Origin of the sequence: Plesiomonas sp. (assembly GCF_051652165.1) — a bacterium.
In the GTDB taxonomy this organism is placed as follows: Bacteria; Pseudomonadota; Gammaproteobacteria; order Enterobacterales; family CAMTGL01; genus Plesiomonas.
In genome coordinates, this window is the sequence record NZ_JBOFTR010000004.1 from 418,495 (window position 1) to 433,167 (window position 14,673).

The following is a 14,673-nucleotide window of genomic DNA, read 5'->3' on the forward strand; positions in this document are numbered from 1 at the left end:
AAAAACCCGGTAAGCCACATTAAGTTAAAATAATCGGCTAAACAGACATCGGGTTAAACATATACCCACCCGTAAATAAACACCGGTGGGTAGGGGGATTACATCCAGCCACGCTCTTGATAGTAGCGTGCGGCTCCTTCATGCAGCGGTGCAGAAAGACCCACTTTAATCATCTCTTGTTCTTGTAACTCAGCAAACGCGGGGTGAAGCTTCTTGAAGCGGTCAATGTTGCTGAAGACGGATTTTACCAGTTGGTAAACAATTTCAGGGTCAGTATCGGCACGGGTAGAGAGTACGGCTTTTCCACCAATGGAAGGAACAGGGTCTGGGTTGCCTTTATATAACCCCCCTGGAATATCAGCTTTGGTAAAATAGGGTTTTTCGGCCAGTAGTTTATCAATTTCTGGCCCTGTAACAGGCACTAGTACGGCATTTGTGGTGGTTGATGCTTCCTGAATTGCCCCATTCGGGTGGCCAACAAAATAGCTCATCGCATCAATATTATTGTCGCCAAGCGCAGAAGCTTGTTCTGCCGGTTTAAGCTCAGAGACTAAACTAAATGCCGAACGATTCCAGCCTTTTGCCGACATTAGCTCTTCAAATGTATCACGCTGACCTGAACCTGGGTTACCGATATTAACGCGTTTTCCTTGTAGCGTATCAAAGTTGCTGATATTCGCCTCTTTTCGCGCTAAAACAGTGAAAATTTCACTTTGTAAGGAGAACACTGCGCGCATATCCGCCATTTCACCCTCTTTTTGGAACGGAGCAAGGCCCTTCATTGCTTTATACTGGTGATCTGACTGCATAATGCCGAAATTATATTCACCACTGCGCAGGCCATTTACATTTGCAACGCCACCACCACTGGCAGGGGCATTGCACTTAATTTGATGATTTGCTGCACCACGGTTTAAAAAACGGCAAACAGACTGACCGGCCACATAATACACTCCGGTTTGGCCACCCGTACCAATAGTGACAAATTGTTCAGCTGCGGCAGCCGAGTAGCTGAATACAGAGGTTGTGAGAACGGTTGAAAGTGCACACGCCAGTGTTATTCCCTTCATGTAATAGTTCCTTCTTTTGAAATGACAAACTGCCCCAAGCGGGGAAGAAGAGTAAAAATCATACTAACCGATACGGCTACCGATCATGGCTCTGGCTATCTTGCCAATATAACGTTTGATATTGTTTCCAACTCAAACCAATAAAATAAGCCTCTAAGATTAAGCATAAAACCTTATCGTAAATCAAATTAGCAGGCGTTTTTTTAGTATTTTATGTTATAAAGTTTGAAGTGAGTCATTTGTGTTATGTAAAAATAAACGGGTTGATGTGTATCATATTTTAACGTAATAAAGTGTCTTGTTTTTACACTTCAGTGTTATTCATTATGATTTTTCCTTTTATTTCAAACTTTTACTTAATTACTGAGTTTGGGGGAGTTGATAAATGAAATATCAACTTTAAGGAGAAGGGTATTGTCGTTTGTCTTGATCATATGCACTAAACACACTGTTGTGGTTTTAGACGATTATGCTAAAAATTTGGTGATTTTTGCTATTTATTTTCTGGCTAATTTTCAAAGTCGATCTACACTCAATAATAGGTATCATATAAACGATGCCTTTTTTGATAGGTACATTAAAAAAGCACACTTGTATGCCGCGAAAGCAAGCATGACAAAATGCTGGAAAGCAACAAAGCAACAAAGCAACAAAGCAACAAAGCAACAAAGCAACAAAGCAACAAAGCAACAAAGCAACAAAGCAACAAAGCAACAAAGCAACAAATAAATCTGCTGCTAGATCGTGCGTAATGCAATATTACGCCAATAGAGTGACTCCTACAGGAGTTCTGTGGAAATAGGTTATAAAAGCGTCAGATTGTGAAAAAATAGTGAGTTAATCATATCAAGGAGCAACCTCGAAGGAGTGAGTTTAGCAATATGTGGCATCTGTAAAGCAATAACAGTAAGCAAGGAAGTCGTTAAATAGCTTGTTAAACAAACGGTAACAATGAAAATTAATTGAGTAATACGTTGAAAGTGAAAAAAAGCTATTATCATTTATAAATAACGAAAGTTATCTATATTTGAACGATATGAAAACAGTTATGAAGTAAATGTTTTGTTTTTCGTAGTGTTCTCAAAAACTACTGCTACAAAGCTACGCAAGCCAATCGCCGAGGAGGTGGCAGGATGCTAGTTCCATTACTGTTAAGTGCTGTTGTATTACTGCTTGTGATTGGTTTGTTTGTTATAACCAAACGATCATTAAATGGAAAACCACGGTATCGGCTTTCAAATTCGCCGAGTTATTGGAAACGTGAAATTGAATAAAGTGTTCAAAAAAGTTTTATCAATGTTTTTCAACACGGTGAAGTTATCTGCAACATAAGCCGTAATAAACACATAGGTTGCTGATGACTTTGAATGTTAACGTAAAAATAGTCAGTTTCTCTGTAATACGTACAGTAAAAAGTACTTGTATATCAAGCTTTATAGATAGAGTGAAACCCTAAACCGGAATGGCTAAATAGCATTCCGGTTTTTTATATTTTGTTATAATGATTAATATACCCAATCACGTAACATAAATACCATTGTGTGGCCACTCCCTTCGATAAATAGTGTTGTGTCCTGCTGTTTGAGTGTTACACCTGCCTTTATCATTTGCTGAAATAGCGTATCCCACTGATTTAACTGCTTATCACTGCATTTTTTTGTTGATATGGTCTTTTTTGTGGGTAGAGAACCATTAATGGGTATCAGTATACCCTGTATTGTTTTATCTATTTGGCTTACGTGACCCTGTAACGTATTGCAAAATGTTGAACTAAGAATATTTTGTTCATTAAAATCAATACCAGGATACATAGCCTGCGCGTGCAATTGGGGGGCAGACGGTTGCCATGATTTACCATCAACACGAAGGAGAACAAAATGATGGTGTGCAAGGTCAGCAAGAGATACCACACTGGGTTCAGATAATGGGTTTGTGAGCTCATTATCCGCTGAGGCATAAGGGGTTGAAACGCAACCCAGCAGAGAGAAACAGAGTAAACTAAGAGAGAGTGTATTAAGTAAGGTCATTGAGATCACATTATGTCAGTCGTATGTTTAAGAATGTTTTAGTTTAGTGGTTCTCACTTTATACTCTGCGCGTTGATTTTTCTAATAACAGAGCTGTTGATCTGCACTGTTTTGATTATGGCCGATAGTATGATTTCATTTATTACACCCTCTTCTTACGTTTTTAGCACATCACTTCCCTTGTTTATCAGTGTGCTTCTTGCAACGGTATTGATGGCAACACTGACACTGAGTCTTATGCGTGGAAAAGGGCAGATATGTCCAGGTCAGCGGCGCAGGTTAGTCAAGCAATCATATGTGCTTACTTTTTTATGGGGAGTATTCAGTGCGCTCTGTATTGCAGCCATTAATGAGAGTGAATGGTTAATTGGGCTGGCAATATCGACAACCTGTGTACACTTTTTCTCATTGTATACAATAAAGCAGCTCTCTATTTCTACCGCAACACGCTGGGCAGATTATTGTAATAAATTATCTGCTATTTTAGCGATTAGTACAGCTATTTTGTTTATTGATATATGGCCAAAGACGTTTGGTTTACTTATCTCTACACTACTGACGTTAGGTGCAGTATTTACCCATTTATTAATGGTTGCTGCACGCTGCCGTTTACAGGCCTTTCACCGCTTACTGCCATTTACTGGTTTTGTGGGTATTTTTATTACGTGTGGAAATACAGTTTATCAAGCACTTCATACACCTGTTAATGTGATATATTCAACCATACTGATGGTTTCAATTACAGTAAGGTTAATATTACTGGCTGCTGGGTTTTTAATCTGGGTATGGCCATTAATCATGTATCATCAATATACAAATGTAGATGATGTAAATTTAAAAGAAAAATCAACGCCATCAAAACAACGATTAATCAGTGTGATTCTCTTGTATTTAACCAGTGCGTTTTTAGCGATGTTTATTTGATGAGTAGAGTATAATAAAGAGCATATAAAAATCATAATGCTGCGAAGGATTGCGATAACTTAGGTTCATTGAAATTCATGATTGTTTATTTCTCTGCTATTACGGTGGGTATGTTTTAATACGGTTGTATTTAAAATGTATTGGGAATATATTGAGAGCAGAGTGGTAAAGGAAAATATTAAATAACAGATATATTATATTAAGAGTGAATTAACGAGAAATGAAATTGTAGAGGATAATTTTAATAAGAAATAAGAAATAAGAAATAAGAAATAAGAAATAAGAGATAAGCATGTCTAGATTAAATCAGTACTTTATAAGATAGAGCAGAGGCCACTCCTTGGCCTTCTGTTTATTTGGCGTGTAAACCAAATACCTGGTGCAGCATATTACGTAACTCTGAGAAATAAGCGTCAAGTTGTTCTGTATTATCGCGTGAGCAATCGCGCAATACTGCAGTAACAATCAGTGGGATCATTCGGCGGATTGTCGGGAGTCGGCTCTCATCAAACTGTGGGTTTAAGTGTGTAATCAAATTTCCCCAAATATCAGATAACCACTCATTTTCCAACTCATACAGAGTATGAAGTTCAGGTGTAATAGCCACAGATGACCAAACTGCTTGATAACCTGGCTCTTTACTTAAAAAATGGATATGTACATTAAGCAGGGCATTGATTAAAGCTTCACCGTCTAAATGCTGATCACTGACTGCACGGAATTGCTCACGCAATTTCTCAAGGTGGCAGATAGCCAGCGCATGAATAACGGATGTTTTATTAGGAAAATAACGGTATAACGATGTCCGCGTAATACCCGCTTGAGTTGCAATATCACCAGGATTGACTGCATCAATCCCTTTTTGTTCGAATAATTCTGCGGCGGCATCGAGAATACGCTGAACGCGCTCACGGCTACGGCGTTGTAGTGGTTGTTGTCGTTGCACGACGTGTTCCTCATGTGTGGTTTTTGTCATGACCATTTGTGATCTTTTTGTCACTATTGGTGTTGTTTCACATATAAAATTAGACGTGAAAGTTTAAGCTAGTCAATGTGTAGCGAAATTAAATTATTATTGCTTTTACTTACTGCTTCATGCCGATAGGAAAATGAACCAGTTTTTAGCAATGATTATCACCCAATGTTCGAAAGAGTATGATTATAAACTGCTTTACTGAACGAACGTTCTGTGCAAGCGAGTGCATAACTTAGCAGAAAATAAGAAACAAACAAGGTGTGATTAGTCAGCTATCTTTAGGATATTTATCAGTTATTTATATAACAGATCGTTTTTTTTCAATTAACGTAATGAAAACAATTAATTATTGTACAAAATGTCAATAAAACTGAGGAGAGGTGTTTATGAGTTCAAAGAGAAAAGAGAAGGAGGTAAGAGCTCTTACATGTAAAATAGATTAAGGCAATACAACATTTCAATATTTAAATAGATCAACTTGTCTTATTTAGGCCGTAACATACACGTTACAGCCTGTTATGTCTAAAAATATTTACACACTGTTGTATAAATATAATAGTCTCTTCTTTATAAAATAACTTGATTGGTACAATGTTGAGTACGAGCAAACTCTGCAATATTACTCAGTGTGGTATCAGCAATATTGGTTAATGCTTCTTCAGTTAAAAAGGCTTGGTGGCCAGTAAATAACACATTATGACAAGCAGAGAGGCGGCGGAATATATCATCTTTAATGACATCATTTGATTTGTCTTCAAAGAACAGATCACGCTCATTTTCATATACATCAAGACCAAGTGCACCAATTTTTTCTTGCTTAAGTGCTTCAATAGCATCTTGCGAGTTAAGTAATGCCCCACGGCTTGTATTGATGATCATTACACCTTGCTTCATTTTAGCAAATGCCGCTTCATTTAAGAGATGACGATTTTCTAGGGTAAGCGGGCAGTGCAGTGAGATTACATCTGATTGAGCAAGTAGCGTGTCTAAATCTACATACTCACCACCAAGTTTTTCAACTTCAGGATTAACATACGGGTCAAAAGCAAGCAGTTTCATGCCAAACCCTTTCAAAATCCGCATGGTAGCGATACCAATTTTCCCTGTACCAATAATACCTGCAGTACGTTCGTGCATGTTAAATCCGGTGAGCCCTTCAAGTGAAAAGTTAGCATCACGGGTACGTTGATAAGCGCGGTGAATACGGCGGTTGAGCGTTAGCATCATACCAACAGCATGCTCTGCTACTGCTTCTGGTGAATAGGCAGGTACACGTACAACCGCAATACCAAATTCAGCAGCGGCAGCTAAATCAACGTTATTAAAGCCAGCACAGCGTAATGCAATAAGTTTAATACCTTGTTGTGCAAGAATTTGAATTGCTTCTCTGTCAGCCGTGTCGTTGACGAAAATACAAACAACATCAGCACCTTCGGCCATACGTGCTGTTTTAGCATCAAACTTAAAGTCAAAAAAATCCAGTTTAAAATTAAAGGTACGATTTACCAGATTAAAGAACTTACGATCATACTGTTTACTGCTAAATATTGCGATGTTCATCAGATTACTCCACATCTTAACTGTAATTAAATTACAAAAATAATTGATGTAAATCAAATGAACGTTTGTTTCAATATTTAATGGCTGTTTTTAGATGTGACTCACGGTGAAATTTTCCCATTTTTAGCATATTCCATTAATAACTTTAGGGATTAAAGATCATGGTGATTATTCATGGATAGAGTCAGTAAAACGCGGCATGATTTTTATGCGATAACGTCAGTATTGATGACGGCAATGCCATTTTTGTTGTTTTTGATCATGCTGTTAGTGCCTTCTCACTGGTTTATGATGCCAGGTTTAACCACGGTTGAACAACGTGTTATAGCCATTTTTATATTGGCTGCGCTGTGTTGGGTATTTGAACCTATTCCAATTTATGCTACCTCCGTGCTCATCATTTTACTGGAGCTATTGCTGATTTCAGATCGCGCAATTTGGTTGGCTCTGCCTGCTGCTGATGCTGTTGATTTTGGGGTTGTATTGGGATATCAAGAGATCATGAGTACGTTTGCATCACCTATTATCATATTGTTTTTAGGTGGTTTCTTTCTTGCAATGGCTGCTACTAAATTTCGTTTAGATGTCAATCTTGCCCGTGTATTGCTAAAGCCGTTTGGTAAAAATTTACGCCACGTCATGTTAGGTTTGATGGTTGTTACAGCAATTTTTTCGATGTTTATGAGTAATACCGCAACAACCGCGATGATGCTCTCTTTATTGACCCCCGTATTGGCAGTATTACCCGCAGGAGATCGGGGGCGGATCGCGTTTGCATTGTCTATTCCCATTGCAGCGAATATTGGTGGAATTGGTACTCCTATTGGTACACCACCTAATGCAGTTGCATTGAAGTATTTGAGCTCTGAACATGCAATTTCGTTTGGGCAATGGATGAGCTTTGGTGTGCCGTTTGTGTTGGTGTTGTTACTGATTGGTTGGTGGTTACTGAATGTGTTTTATCCGTCATCACAAAAAGAAATTGAGTTACAAATTCGTGGTAAATTTTTGAAAACAGGTAAGGCAATTGTTGTGTATATCACGTTTATTACCACCATACTGCTCTGGATGTTGGGTGGTTTGCACAATATGAACTCGTATGTTGTTGCTCTGATCCCCGTTGCAGTGTTTATTTCTACTGGCATTATCACTCGTGATGATATGAAAAAAATATCATGGGATGTGCTCTGGTTAGTTTCTGGTGGTATTGCTTTAGGTTTAGCACTTGAGAAAACTGGGTTAGCCCAGCGTTTAGTACAGACTATTCCGTTTGCAGATTATTCACCCATAGCAGTATTAGTGGGGGCAGCGATATTAACGTTGTTGATGGCAAATTTTATGTCGAATACTGCAACAGCAAACTTATTGCTACCGTTAATGGCTGCATTAGCAGGTTCGGTCAGTGGGTTAAATGAGGTTACGTTGATCTTAGGTGTGACTTTTGCAGCTTCATTAGGTATGGCATTGCCTATTAGCACCCCTCCCAATGTGTTAGCACATGCCACAGGAATGGTGGCGTCTTCACAAATGGCAAAAACAGGGACATGGCTGGGTATTATTGGCGTAGTGTTGAGTTTATGTATGTTGGTATTGCTCACTCAGTTTGGGATTATTTGATGAGCGAGGCTAAAACAGAGCAGTTGGCCGTTATCGAACGGATTATTCGTGACTATTTCATGCACCCAGAGTATCAACTTTGTTTGCACACTGGTGATGTGTTGATGGATCAAGGGCAATTTAATGATCGTCTCTACTATGTGCGTGAAGGGCAGCTCAAGGCAACAGTAAAAGCATTGGATGATATTGGTGAAGAGGAGCAAACGGAGCTTTTTTTAGCTTCACCGGGAACATTTATTGGTGTACACAGCTTTTTCTCATATCGGCTGGTGGCTTCTAGCCGAGTCGTTGCTGAGACAAAAGCTGAATTGGCATGGATAGATCTGCGTACTGTACCTGTTGATCGTGAACGCTTTGGTAGTTTAAGTGAACAATTTATGCCCGTTATTGTTGAGGAGCTGCAACGGCGACAGTGGCGTTTAAGCCAAATGGCACGTGAACAAGAAGCTGCAAACCGACGTTTACACTTAGCTGAGAAGCTCTCTACGCTTGGCCAATTAGCCGCAGGTTTAGCACATGAGTTAAATAATGCGGTAGGTGTATTGGCACGTAAGTCAGACTATCTTAGTGATGTTACACGTCATTTGCTCAAAGATCGTTCTCCGGCATTGATTACATGGTTTGATCAAGGGCGGGAACAAGGGCAGTTAGCGTCTAGTTTACAGGTACGCAATTTAGCTCACTTGTTGCGTGATCAATTTGCACTTTCGCATGCGCAAGCCAAAACATGGGCACGTGCGCTGGGTGATCAGCCAGTACCGGAGCATCTTCCTGAGCATCTTGATGAGGCTTTGCAATTATGGGAGATAGGCCGTGACTGTTATGATATGCAATTAGCTGCACGCCATGCTAGTGGGATTGTAAAATCAGTTAAACAGCTCGGTGGTGGTGATTACCAGCGGCAGTGGGGGGTCGATGTGAATGACTCTTTACATGAGGCTTTGTCATTATTGCAAAGCCCTCTACGAGAGGTAAATGTGGAGCTAAATTTAGGCGAGCTCTCACCAATATATGGCAATCACATCGAACTGGTGCAGATGTGGGTTAATATCATCAAAAATGGCTGGGATGCGATGAAAGAAGCCCACACACCGAACCCTACATTGTGGATCACTTCACGGGTAGGAAAACGATCAATACAGGTGATATTGTCAAATAATGGGCCGATGATCCCCGAAGAGATTGCCGCGCGGATCTTCCAGCCAAATTTTACCACCAAAAAACGTGGCCAAACAGTTGGTTTAGGTTTGGGGCTGTATATCGTCAAGCGGTTAGCTGAGAGCTACGGAGGCGATCTGTTACTTAAAAGTAGCGTAGATTATACGCAGTTTCGAGTGCGGATCCCACTACAACAGCTGCAATAAGGCCAACGAAGATCAATGTTGGGCAGCGTAAAGTATATAAACCATTCAGGGAGAATCATATGGAAAGGTTATATCTGATTTGTATCGATGATCAACGTGAAGTGCTCAGTGCCGTGGTGCGTGATCTAGATAAGTTAGCCAGTTGGATCAATGTTGAAGAGTGTGAGTCGGCTGCAGAAGCAATCTGTTTAATTGATGATCTTGATGCGAAGGGAAAACGTATCGCACTGGTAATATCAGATCATATTATGCCGGGAAAAAATGGGGTTAATTTTCTGGCTGAACTTGCTGTTGACCCGCGTTTTTATCTGATGAAAAAAGTTTTGCTCACAGGGCAGGCATCTCACAAAGATACCATTGAGGCAGTAAACCGTGCACAGATTCAGTACTATCTTGAAAAGCCATGGCAACCAGATATGTTGGTAGCCATATGCCGTAAGCTATTGACTGAGTTTGTATTTGATAGTGGTATAGATATTACACCGTATCTTGAATTTGCTGATCAGGCCGTTGTGTTAGAAAGAGTGCGCGATAAATAAACAGATTATTGCGCACTCTTTTGAACAGGTGCTTACTGTGACTCACTGCAATGTAAATGGCTAATCACGATAGAGCTGAGTCAATACTGGATCCATGATCCCTTGTGGCGTTAAGGTATGGCGCAAACTGAGTAAAATCATCAATGTTGATGAGAGCGTAGTGCAAGCTAACAGTGCTAACATCATGAGAATTTGGTATTTAATAGCCAGCAGAGGGCTATTACCACCTAAAATTTGCCCTGTCATCATTCCAGGAAGAGAAACGACCCCAAGTGTTGCCATTGATAAAATTGCAGGTGACCATGCTGAACGCATCGCTTGCCGCAGATGTGGCAATGCAGCCTCAAAGGGCGTAGCCCCTAATGAGAGATCCATCATCCACATAGACTGTTGGCTAATAATGGCGCGGTAAAAACGATCAAGCACTAAATAATTAGCCGTTAATGCGTTGCCAAATAGCATACCACCCAGTGGAATGGCAAAACGGGCATCGTAGAGCGGAGTTGGTTGTAAAACCACTAGCAGTAAATAGGCCAATACAGAGAGTGAGGCTAAAGATATACCGATAAAAACGGGTGCAAACAGACGTGCACGAGGGAGTGGAGTCCGTTTGATGGCATTAGATGCTGCAGCAGAGATCATCACTAACAGCCAAATAATATTCAAAAATGGGTTATTGAGTTTAAACAAATATTCAAGATAAAAACCAATGAGTATGAGTTGGATAACCATCCGTAGTGCTGATGTCAGCATATCTGCTTCAAGTTTTAACTTTAGCCAACGGCTTAAACTCAGAGGAATAATGAACAGTAGTGCACCGAGTGCCACATCTATCCAACTTACATAAAGTTCATTCATACGCGCTCCTGAGGTAATTGATGCTGTAAAGGCTGCTCGTGGAATTGCTGGTTAGTGATTAACCAGTGGCGATGACAAAACTGCATCAGATCAGGATCGTGTGTAACAGCAAGCAAACTGCAAGCCTGTTTTTCGAGTAAAGCAAAAAATTTATGTTTGCTTTCACTGTCGAGTGCCGAAGTAGGCTCGTCGGCAAGCAGTAGTGGTCTATCAAGTTGCAGACATGCAACAATACCGACTCGCTGGCGCTGTCCGCCAGAAAGATCTGACATGCGTTGTGTAAGAATGTCGGCATTTAAACCAATCTCTTCGAGGAGCGAGACTGTTCTTTGCTGCATAATCGGTTGCATAGTGGGTGTATTTAGGTGTTGATTGTGTGAAAACTGCAAAATGCGTTGTAAATAGTGTTCAACAGACATCTCTATTGCAGGAATTTGTTGCGGTAAATAGGCTATTTTTTGGCGAATACTCGCTTGTGTTTCAGGTGAAATTGGGTTTCCAAAGAGTGAAATACTGCCACTTTGTGTTGGAAACATACCACAAAGTTGAATAAGTAGCGTGGTTTTACCACACCCTGACTCGCCAGTCAGTGATACGCGTTGACCTTGCATTACTTGTGCTGAGAAAGGCGCAATTAGCACCGTATCATTATGTTTTATTAATACGTCGTCGATAGCTAATACAGGAACATTTACCGCAAAGGGCATAAAGTGAATACTCCAATGTTGCAACAAATAAATAAGCGTTATTCATAATAGGGCAGTGTTACTCACGATTGAAAGAGTATAAATAGACTTATTTAGTCACCTAATGTAAACGTAATACGACATGTAATACTATAGAGGTAGGATATTAAAAGAGATTACGCATGAAAAAGCCCACGATGTGAGCTTTTTATATTGCTGTTTTGCTTATTTTGATTATCTTCTTTATTGTTTTCTTTTACATAATCTTGAGCGATAAGCATCCCAACTTAATGCTGCTGCACCATGTTGTACCCACATGAGCAAACCACCGGCCATTGCTATATTTTTCATTAACATTGTCATTTGCATATTTTCAGTGGGTTGATAGTGAAAAAGAATACCACTCATAATACAAAACAGAGCCAACGCTGCAGCCATAAAGCGTGTGTGGAAGCCGATAAGTAAAGCCAAACCACCACCAAGCTCAAGTAAGATTACCAAGGGTAATAAAATACCCGGCAATCCAACAGATTGCATATGCCCTGCAACACCAGCATAACCTACACCTAATTTACCCCAGCCTGCAATAATAAAGATATAAGCCATCATTATACGGGCGAGGAGATCAATATATTTCATGTGGATATCCTTTATTCCAATTATTATTTCAACACGTTATTTATCTTTTATATCTAAAAGATATTATCTAAATGATATATTTAGATGCACTGTTTTGATGTAATACTTAAATCTACGCTTTTGAGTAGTCTATTTTTCATGATGCGATAGTTGTATTATTATATGTCTATCTTTTACTTCTATTTTATGATTGTGGCTAATTTTTCACGTGCAGTAACATGTGCTTGGTTTATTGCATCGGGCCCATATGCAATAGCTTCAGCATAAACGAAATCAATATGGGTAATTCCCATAAAGTTGAGTACAGTCGTCAAATAGGGCGTAATGTGATCTGTTGGTAAATCTTTATGAATACCCCCGCGGCTACTTAATACTATGGCGCTCTTTCCGTGAATTAAACCTTCTGGCCCTTTTTCAGTATAACGAAATGTTTTTCCTGCCCGTAATACCATATCAAGATACGATTTTAGTTGAACGGGAATGCTGTAGTTATACATAGGTGCAGCAAGCACAATAATATCGTGAGCAAGCAGTTCGTGGATTAAGTGATCAGATAATGCGAGAGCTTCTTGCTGACGTAAACTTAACTCCCCTGTAGGGCGAAGTGTGCCTACTGTTTCACTGTCGAGCATGGGAATAGGATTCGCGACGAGATCGCGAACTGTGACGTTGTCACCTTTTTCATTATATTGTGTTATCAAAAAGTCAGCCATTTTGTTTGATTCTGATTTGGCTAACATAATGCTGGATTTTAAAACTAAGACGTTACGCATACGCTTATTTCCTGTATTCATCTGTGTTGTATGTTTTGCTATTTGGTTAAAAACCCATTGTTGTGGGAATAACATCAATTTACACGAAAAAATAGGGCTAAAAAGCGCAAAAAATCGGTCTAATCTTTCGAGTAAATAGAATAGTTGACCGATTTTTTGCAGACATGCGCTAATAGAGCATAAATAGGTGGTTATTTAAGGCGATTTGGCTGAGAGAAGTAGTGAATAATTTGTTGTACGGCAGGTAATTGAGCTGCTTCTACGCTGTAACACCAGCCAATTCTGCGGGAAAGTGTCAATTCTGGCAGTTTGTATGTCTGCAAAGTTGGCCAGTCTGCTAATATACTATTTGGTAGTAAGCCAACACCGAGCCCTGCATGGATCATTGCGGCTAGTTGAATATCAGTTTCTGCTTTTGCTTTAGGTGAGAGCACCAGAGAGTGCTGTGCAAGGATACCCATAATACGCTGATAGCTGGTGCTGTTATTGCAGACTAGCCAGCTTTTTGCAGGAATATCACTGGCTGAAATGGTGTTTTTTTCAGCAAATAGCGTGCGTAAGACGATGCTGTGTGGATGATCGGCAGCGATCGCTATACGATACTCTTCATCAATTAACGGAAAGAACAGATCATCATCACACAACGCAGTATCAAGGCTGATCCGCATATCACCACAGCAACCCGATCGAACATCCAGCTTTAGATTGGGGATCGCATGATAACATGCTGCTATGATCTGGCTTTGAAGCTGCTGGCCAAGAGAGGGCATCAGGCCAATCTGTAAACTCAATGCACTACCTTGTTCAACAAACAGATCAGGCAGAGCGTTAATCTCATTTACCAAACGACGCGCTGTTGGGTAAAGTCGGCGCGACGCTTCGGTCAGTGCAACACCTTTAGGCTGGCGAATAAATAATTCGATACCCAGTTGATCTTCGAGTTGCCGAATAGCAGTTGATAGCGCAGGTTGCGAAATGTGGCAACGATGTGCTGCTGCAGTCATATTTCTCTCTTCAAAAACGGCTGTAAATGCACGTAACTGGCGATAATCCATAACTTTGATCACTCTTTGCGGGGTGTTATTTTCTGTGTTTTGACGTGGCTCAATGCTTACTCTACATAGCGGACTACAACGCTGGTGGAATAAGAAAAACAGATGCCAAATCAGATTATTATCATTGATTGTACCAAAAATGTCGGGTGAGTATTCCACATAACCTTATTTTTTATCGTTATGCTATTTATATTGGTTATAGCGTTATCCTCTAAAAAGGGGTGTTAGCTGTAAAATTAATCACTTTTATCCCTACGAAAATGAACATTTTTCTTTTATCTAGCGTGAAAAAAATGACAGGTAAAAATGCACATAAAACAGCCTAAAATAGGCTGTAATAGCGGGAAAGCTCACATAGAAAAATGTGTTTAAAAGACTATATTGCTGCATACCTCTCATCTTGAAATAAGTTTTAGTTATTGCTGTGAGTGTTATTTTGTATTTCAGTTTCAATATTTACGGGGATATAGTCGTGATAAAGACATTAAAACGTATTTGTCATTACTATTGATTATGGTGATGGAAACATGATGAGTTGATGCAGTATTCACCTTTAGTTTACGTTCACGTGAAGATGACGCTGTT

General features: G+C 39.8%; 15 protein-coding genes. 6 read left to right on the plus strand and 9 right to left on the minus strand.

The window, feature by feature from the left end; all coding sequences use genetic code 11:
• Positions 1-98 precede the first annotated feature (98 nt).
• On the minus strand, positions 99-1,070 hold the full coding sequence (locus ACRC53_RS04325) for a TAXI family TRAP transporter solute-binding subunit (protein ID WP_438642325.1): 972 nt from the start codon (positions 1,068-1,070) through the stop codon (positions 99-101).
• 414 nt (positions 1,071-1,484) lie between these two features.
• Here ACRC53_RS04325 and ACRC53_RS04330 point away from each other — a divergent pair, with 414 nt between their 5' ends.
• Positions 1,485-1,799 (plus strand): hypothetical protein, encoded by a 315-nt coding sequence (locus ACRC53_RS04330; protein ID WP_438642326.1) that lies wholly within the window; start codon positions 1,485-1,487, stop codon positions 1,797-1,799.
• A gap of 404 nt (positions 1,800-2,203) precedes the next feature.
• A complete protein-coding gene (locus ACRC53_RS04335; RefSeq protein ID WP_438642327.1) occupies positions 2,204-2,344 on the plus strand; it encodes a hypothetical protein in 141 nt (46 codons plus the stop codon).
• Positions 2,345-2,575: 231 nt separating this feature from the next.
• Here ACRC53_RS04335 and ACRC53_RS04340 read toward each other — a convergent pair whose 3' ends face one another.
• Complete coding sequence (locus ACRC53_RS04340) at positions 2,576-3,097, minus strand: META domain-containing protein (RefSeq protein ID WP_438642328.1); 522 nt, start codon at positions 3,095-3,097, stop codon at positions 2,576-2,578.
• 117 nt (positions 3,098-3,214) lie between these two features.
• Here ACRC53_RS04340 and ACRC53_RS04345 point away from each other — a divergent pair, with 117 nt between their 5' ends.
• Entirely contained in the window at positions 3,215-4,021 is an 807-nt protein-coding gene (locus ACRC53_RS04345; protein WP_438642329.1) for a hypothetical protein, read from the plus strand.
• Between the two features lie 352 nt (positions 4,022-4,373).
• On the opposite strand, the gene ACRC53_RS04350 is transcribed toward ACRC53_RS04345, so the two are convergent.
• Together ACRC53_RS04350 and ACRC53_RS04355 are read right to left on the minus strand one after the other, a co-directional pair.
• Positions 4,374-4,967: a TetR/AcrR family transcriptional regulator gene (locus tag ACRC53_RS04350; RefSeq protein WP_438642330.1), complete on the minus strand. Its 594-nt coding sequence runs from the start codon at positions 4,965-4,967 to the stop codon at positions 4,374-4,376.
• Positions 4,968-5,564: 597 nt separating this feature from the next.
• Positions 5,565-6,557, minus strand: a complete 993-nt coding sequence (locus tag ACRC53_RS04355) for a 2-hydroxyacid dehydrogenase (protein ID WP_438642331.1) — start codon at positions 6,555-6,557, stop codon at positions 5,565-5,567.
• Positions 6,558-6,731: 174 nt separating this feature from the next.
• Here ACRC53_RS04355 and ACRC53_RS04360 point away from each other — a divergent pair, with 174 nt between their 5' ends.
• Genes ACRC53_RS04360 through ACRC53_RS04370 form a run of 3 tightly spaced genes read left to right on the plus strand, consistent with a single transcriptional unit; the run spans position 6,732 to position 10,077 of the window.
• Complete coding sequence (locus ACRC53_RS04360) at positions 6,732-8,174, plus strand: SLC13 family permease (protein ID WP_438642332.1); 1,443 nt, start codon at positions 6,732-6,734, stop codon at positions 8,172-8,174.
• Positions 8,174-9,538, plus strand: coding sequence for a sensor histidine kinase (locus tag ACRC53_RS04365; protein WP_438642333.1), 1,365 nt, complete (start codon positions 8,174-8,176; stop codon positions 9,536-9,538). The genes ACRC53_RS04360 and ACRC53_RS04365 overlap by 1 nt, the downstream gene beginning before the upstream one ends.
• A 59-nt stretch (positions 9,539-9,597) precedes the next feature.
• Positions 9,598-10,077 carry a response regulator gene (locus ACRC53_RS04370; RefSeq protein ID WP_438642334.1) on the plus strand — a complete coding sequence of 160 codons (480 nt, stop codon included), beginning with the start codon at positions 9,598-9,600 and terminating at the stop codon, positions 10,075-10,077.
• A gap of 60 nt (positions 10,078-10,137) precedes the next feature.
• Here ACRC53_RS04370 and ACRC53_RS04375 read toward each other — a convergent pair whose 3' ends face one another.
• The 5 genes from ACRC53_RS04375 to ACRC53_RS04395 form a co-directional block, all read right to left on the minus strand.
• Positions 10,138-10,935, minus strand: coding sequence for an ABC transporter permease (locus ACRC53_RS04375; RefSeq protein ID WP_438642335.1), 798 nt, complete (start codon positions 10,933-10,935; stop codon positions 10,138-10,140).
• Positions 10,932-11,642, minus strand: coding sequence for an ABC transporter ATP-binding protein (locus ACRC53_RS04380; RefSeq protein ID WP_438642336.1), 711 nt, complete (start codon positions 11,640-11,642; stop codon positions 10,932-10,934). The genes ACRC53_RS04375 and ACRC53_RS04380 overlap by 4 nt, the downstream gene beginning before the upstream one ends.
• A 222-nt stretch (positions 11,643-11,864) precedes the next feature.
• Complete coding sequence (locus ACRC53_RS04385; protein ID WP_438642337.1) at positions 11,865-12,260, minus strand: DoxX family protein; 396 nt, start codon at positions 12,258-12,260, stop codon at positions 11,865-11,867.
• 179 nt (positions 12,261-12,439) lie between these two features.
• Positions 12,440-13,033 (minus strand): FMN-dependent NADH-azoreductase, encoded by a 594-nt coding sequence (locus ACRC53_RS04390; protein WP_438642338.1) that lies wholly within the window; start codon positions 13,031-13,033, stop codon positions 12,440-12,442.
• Positions 13,034-13,224: 191 nt separating this feature from the next.
• The gene (locus ACRC53_RS04395; RefSeq protein WP_438642339.1) at positions 13,225-14,088 is read right to left on the minus strand and encodes a LysR family transcriptional regulator; all 864 of its coding nucleotides are present in this window, start codon (positions 14,086-14,088) and stop codon (positions 13,225-13,227) included.
• Positions 14,089-14,673: the final 585 nt, after the last annotated feature.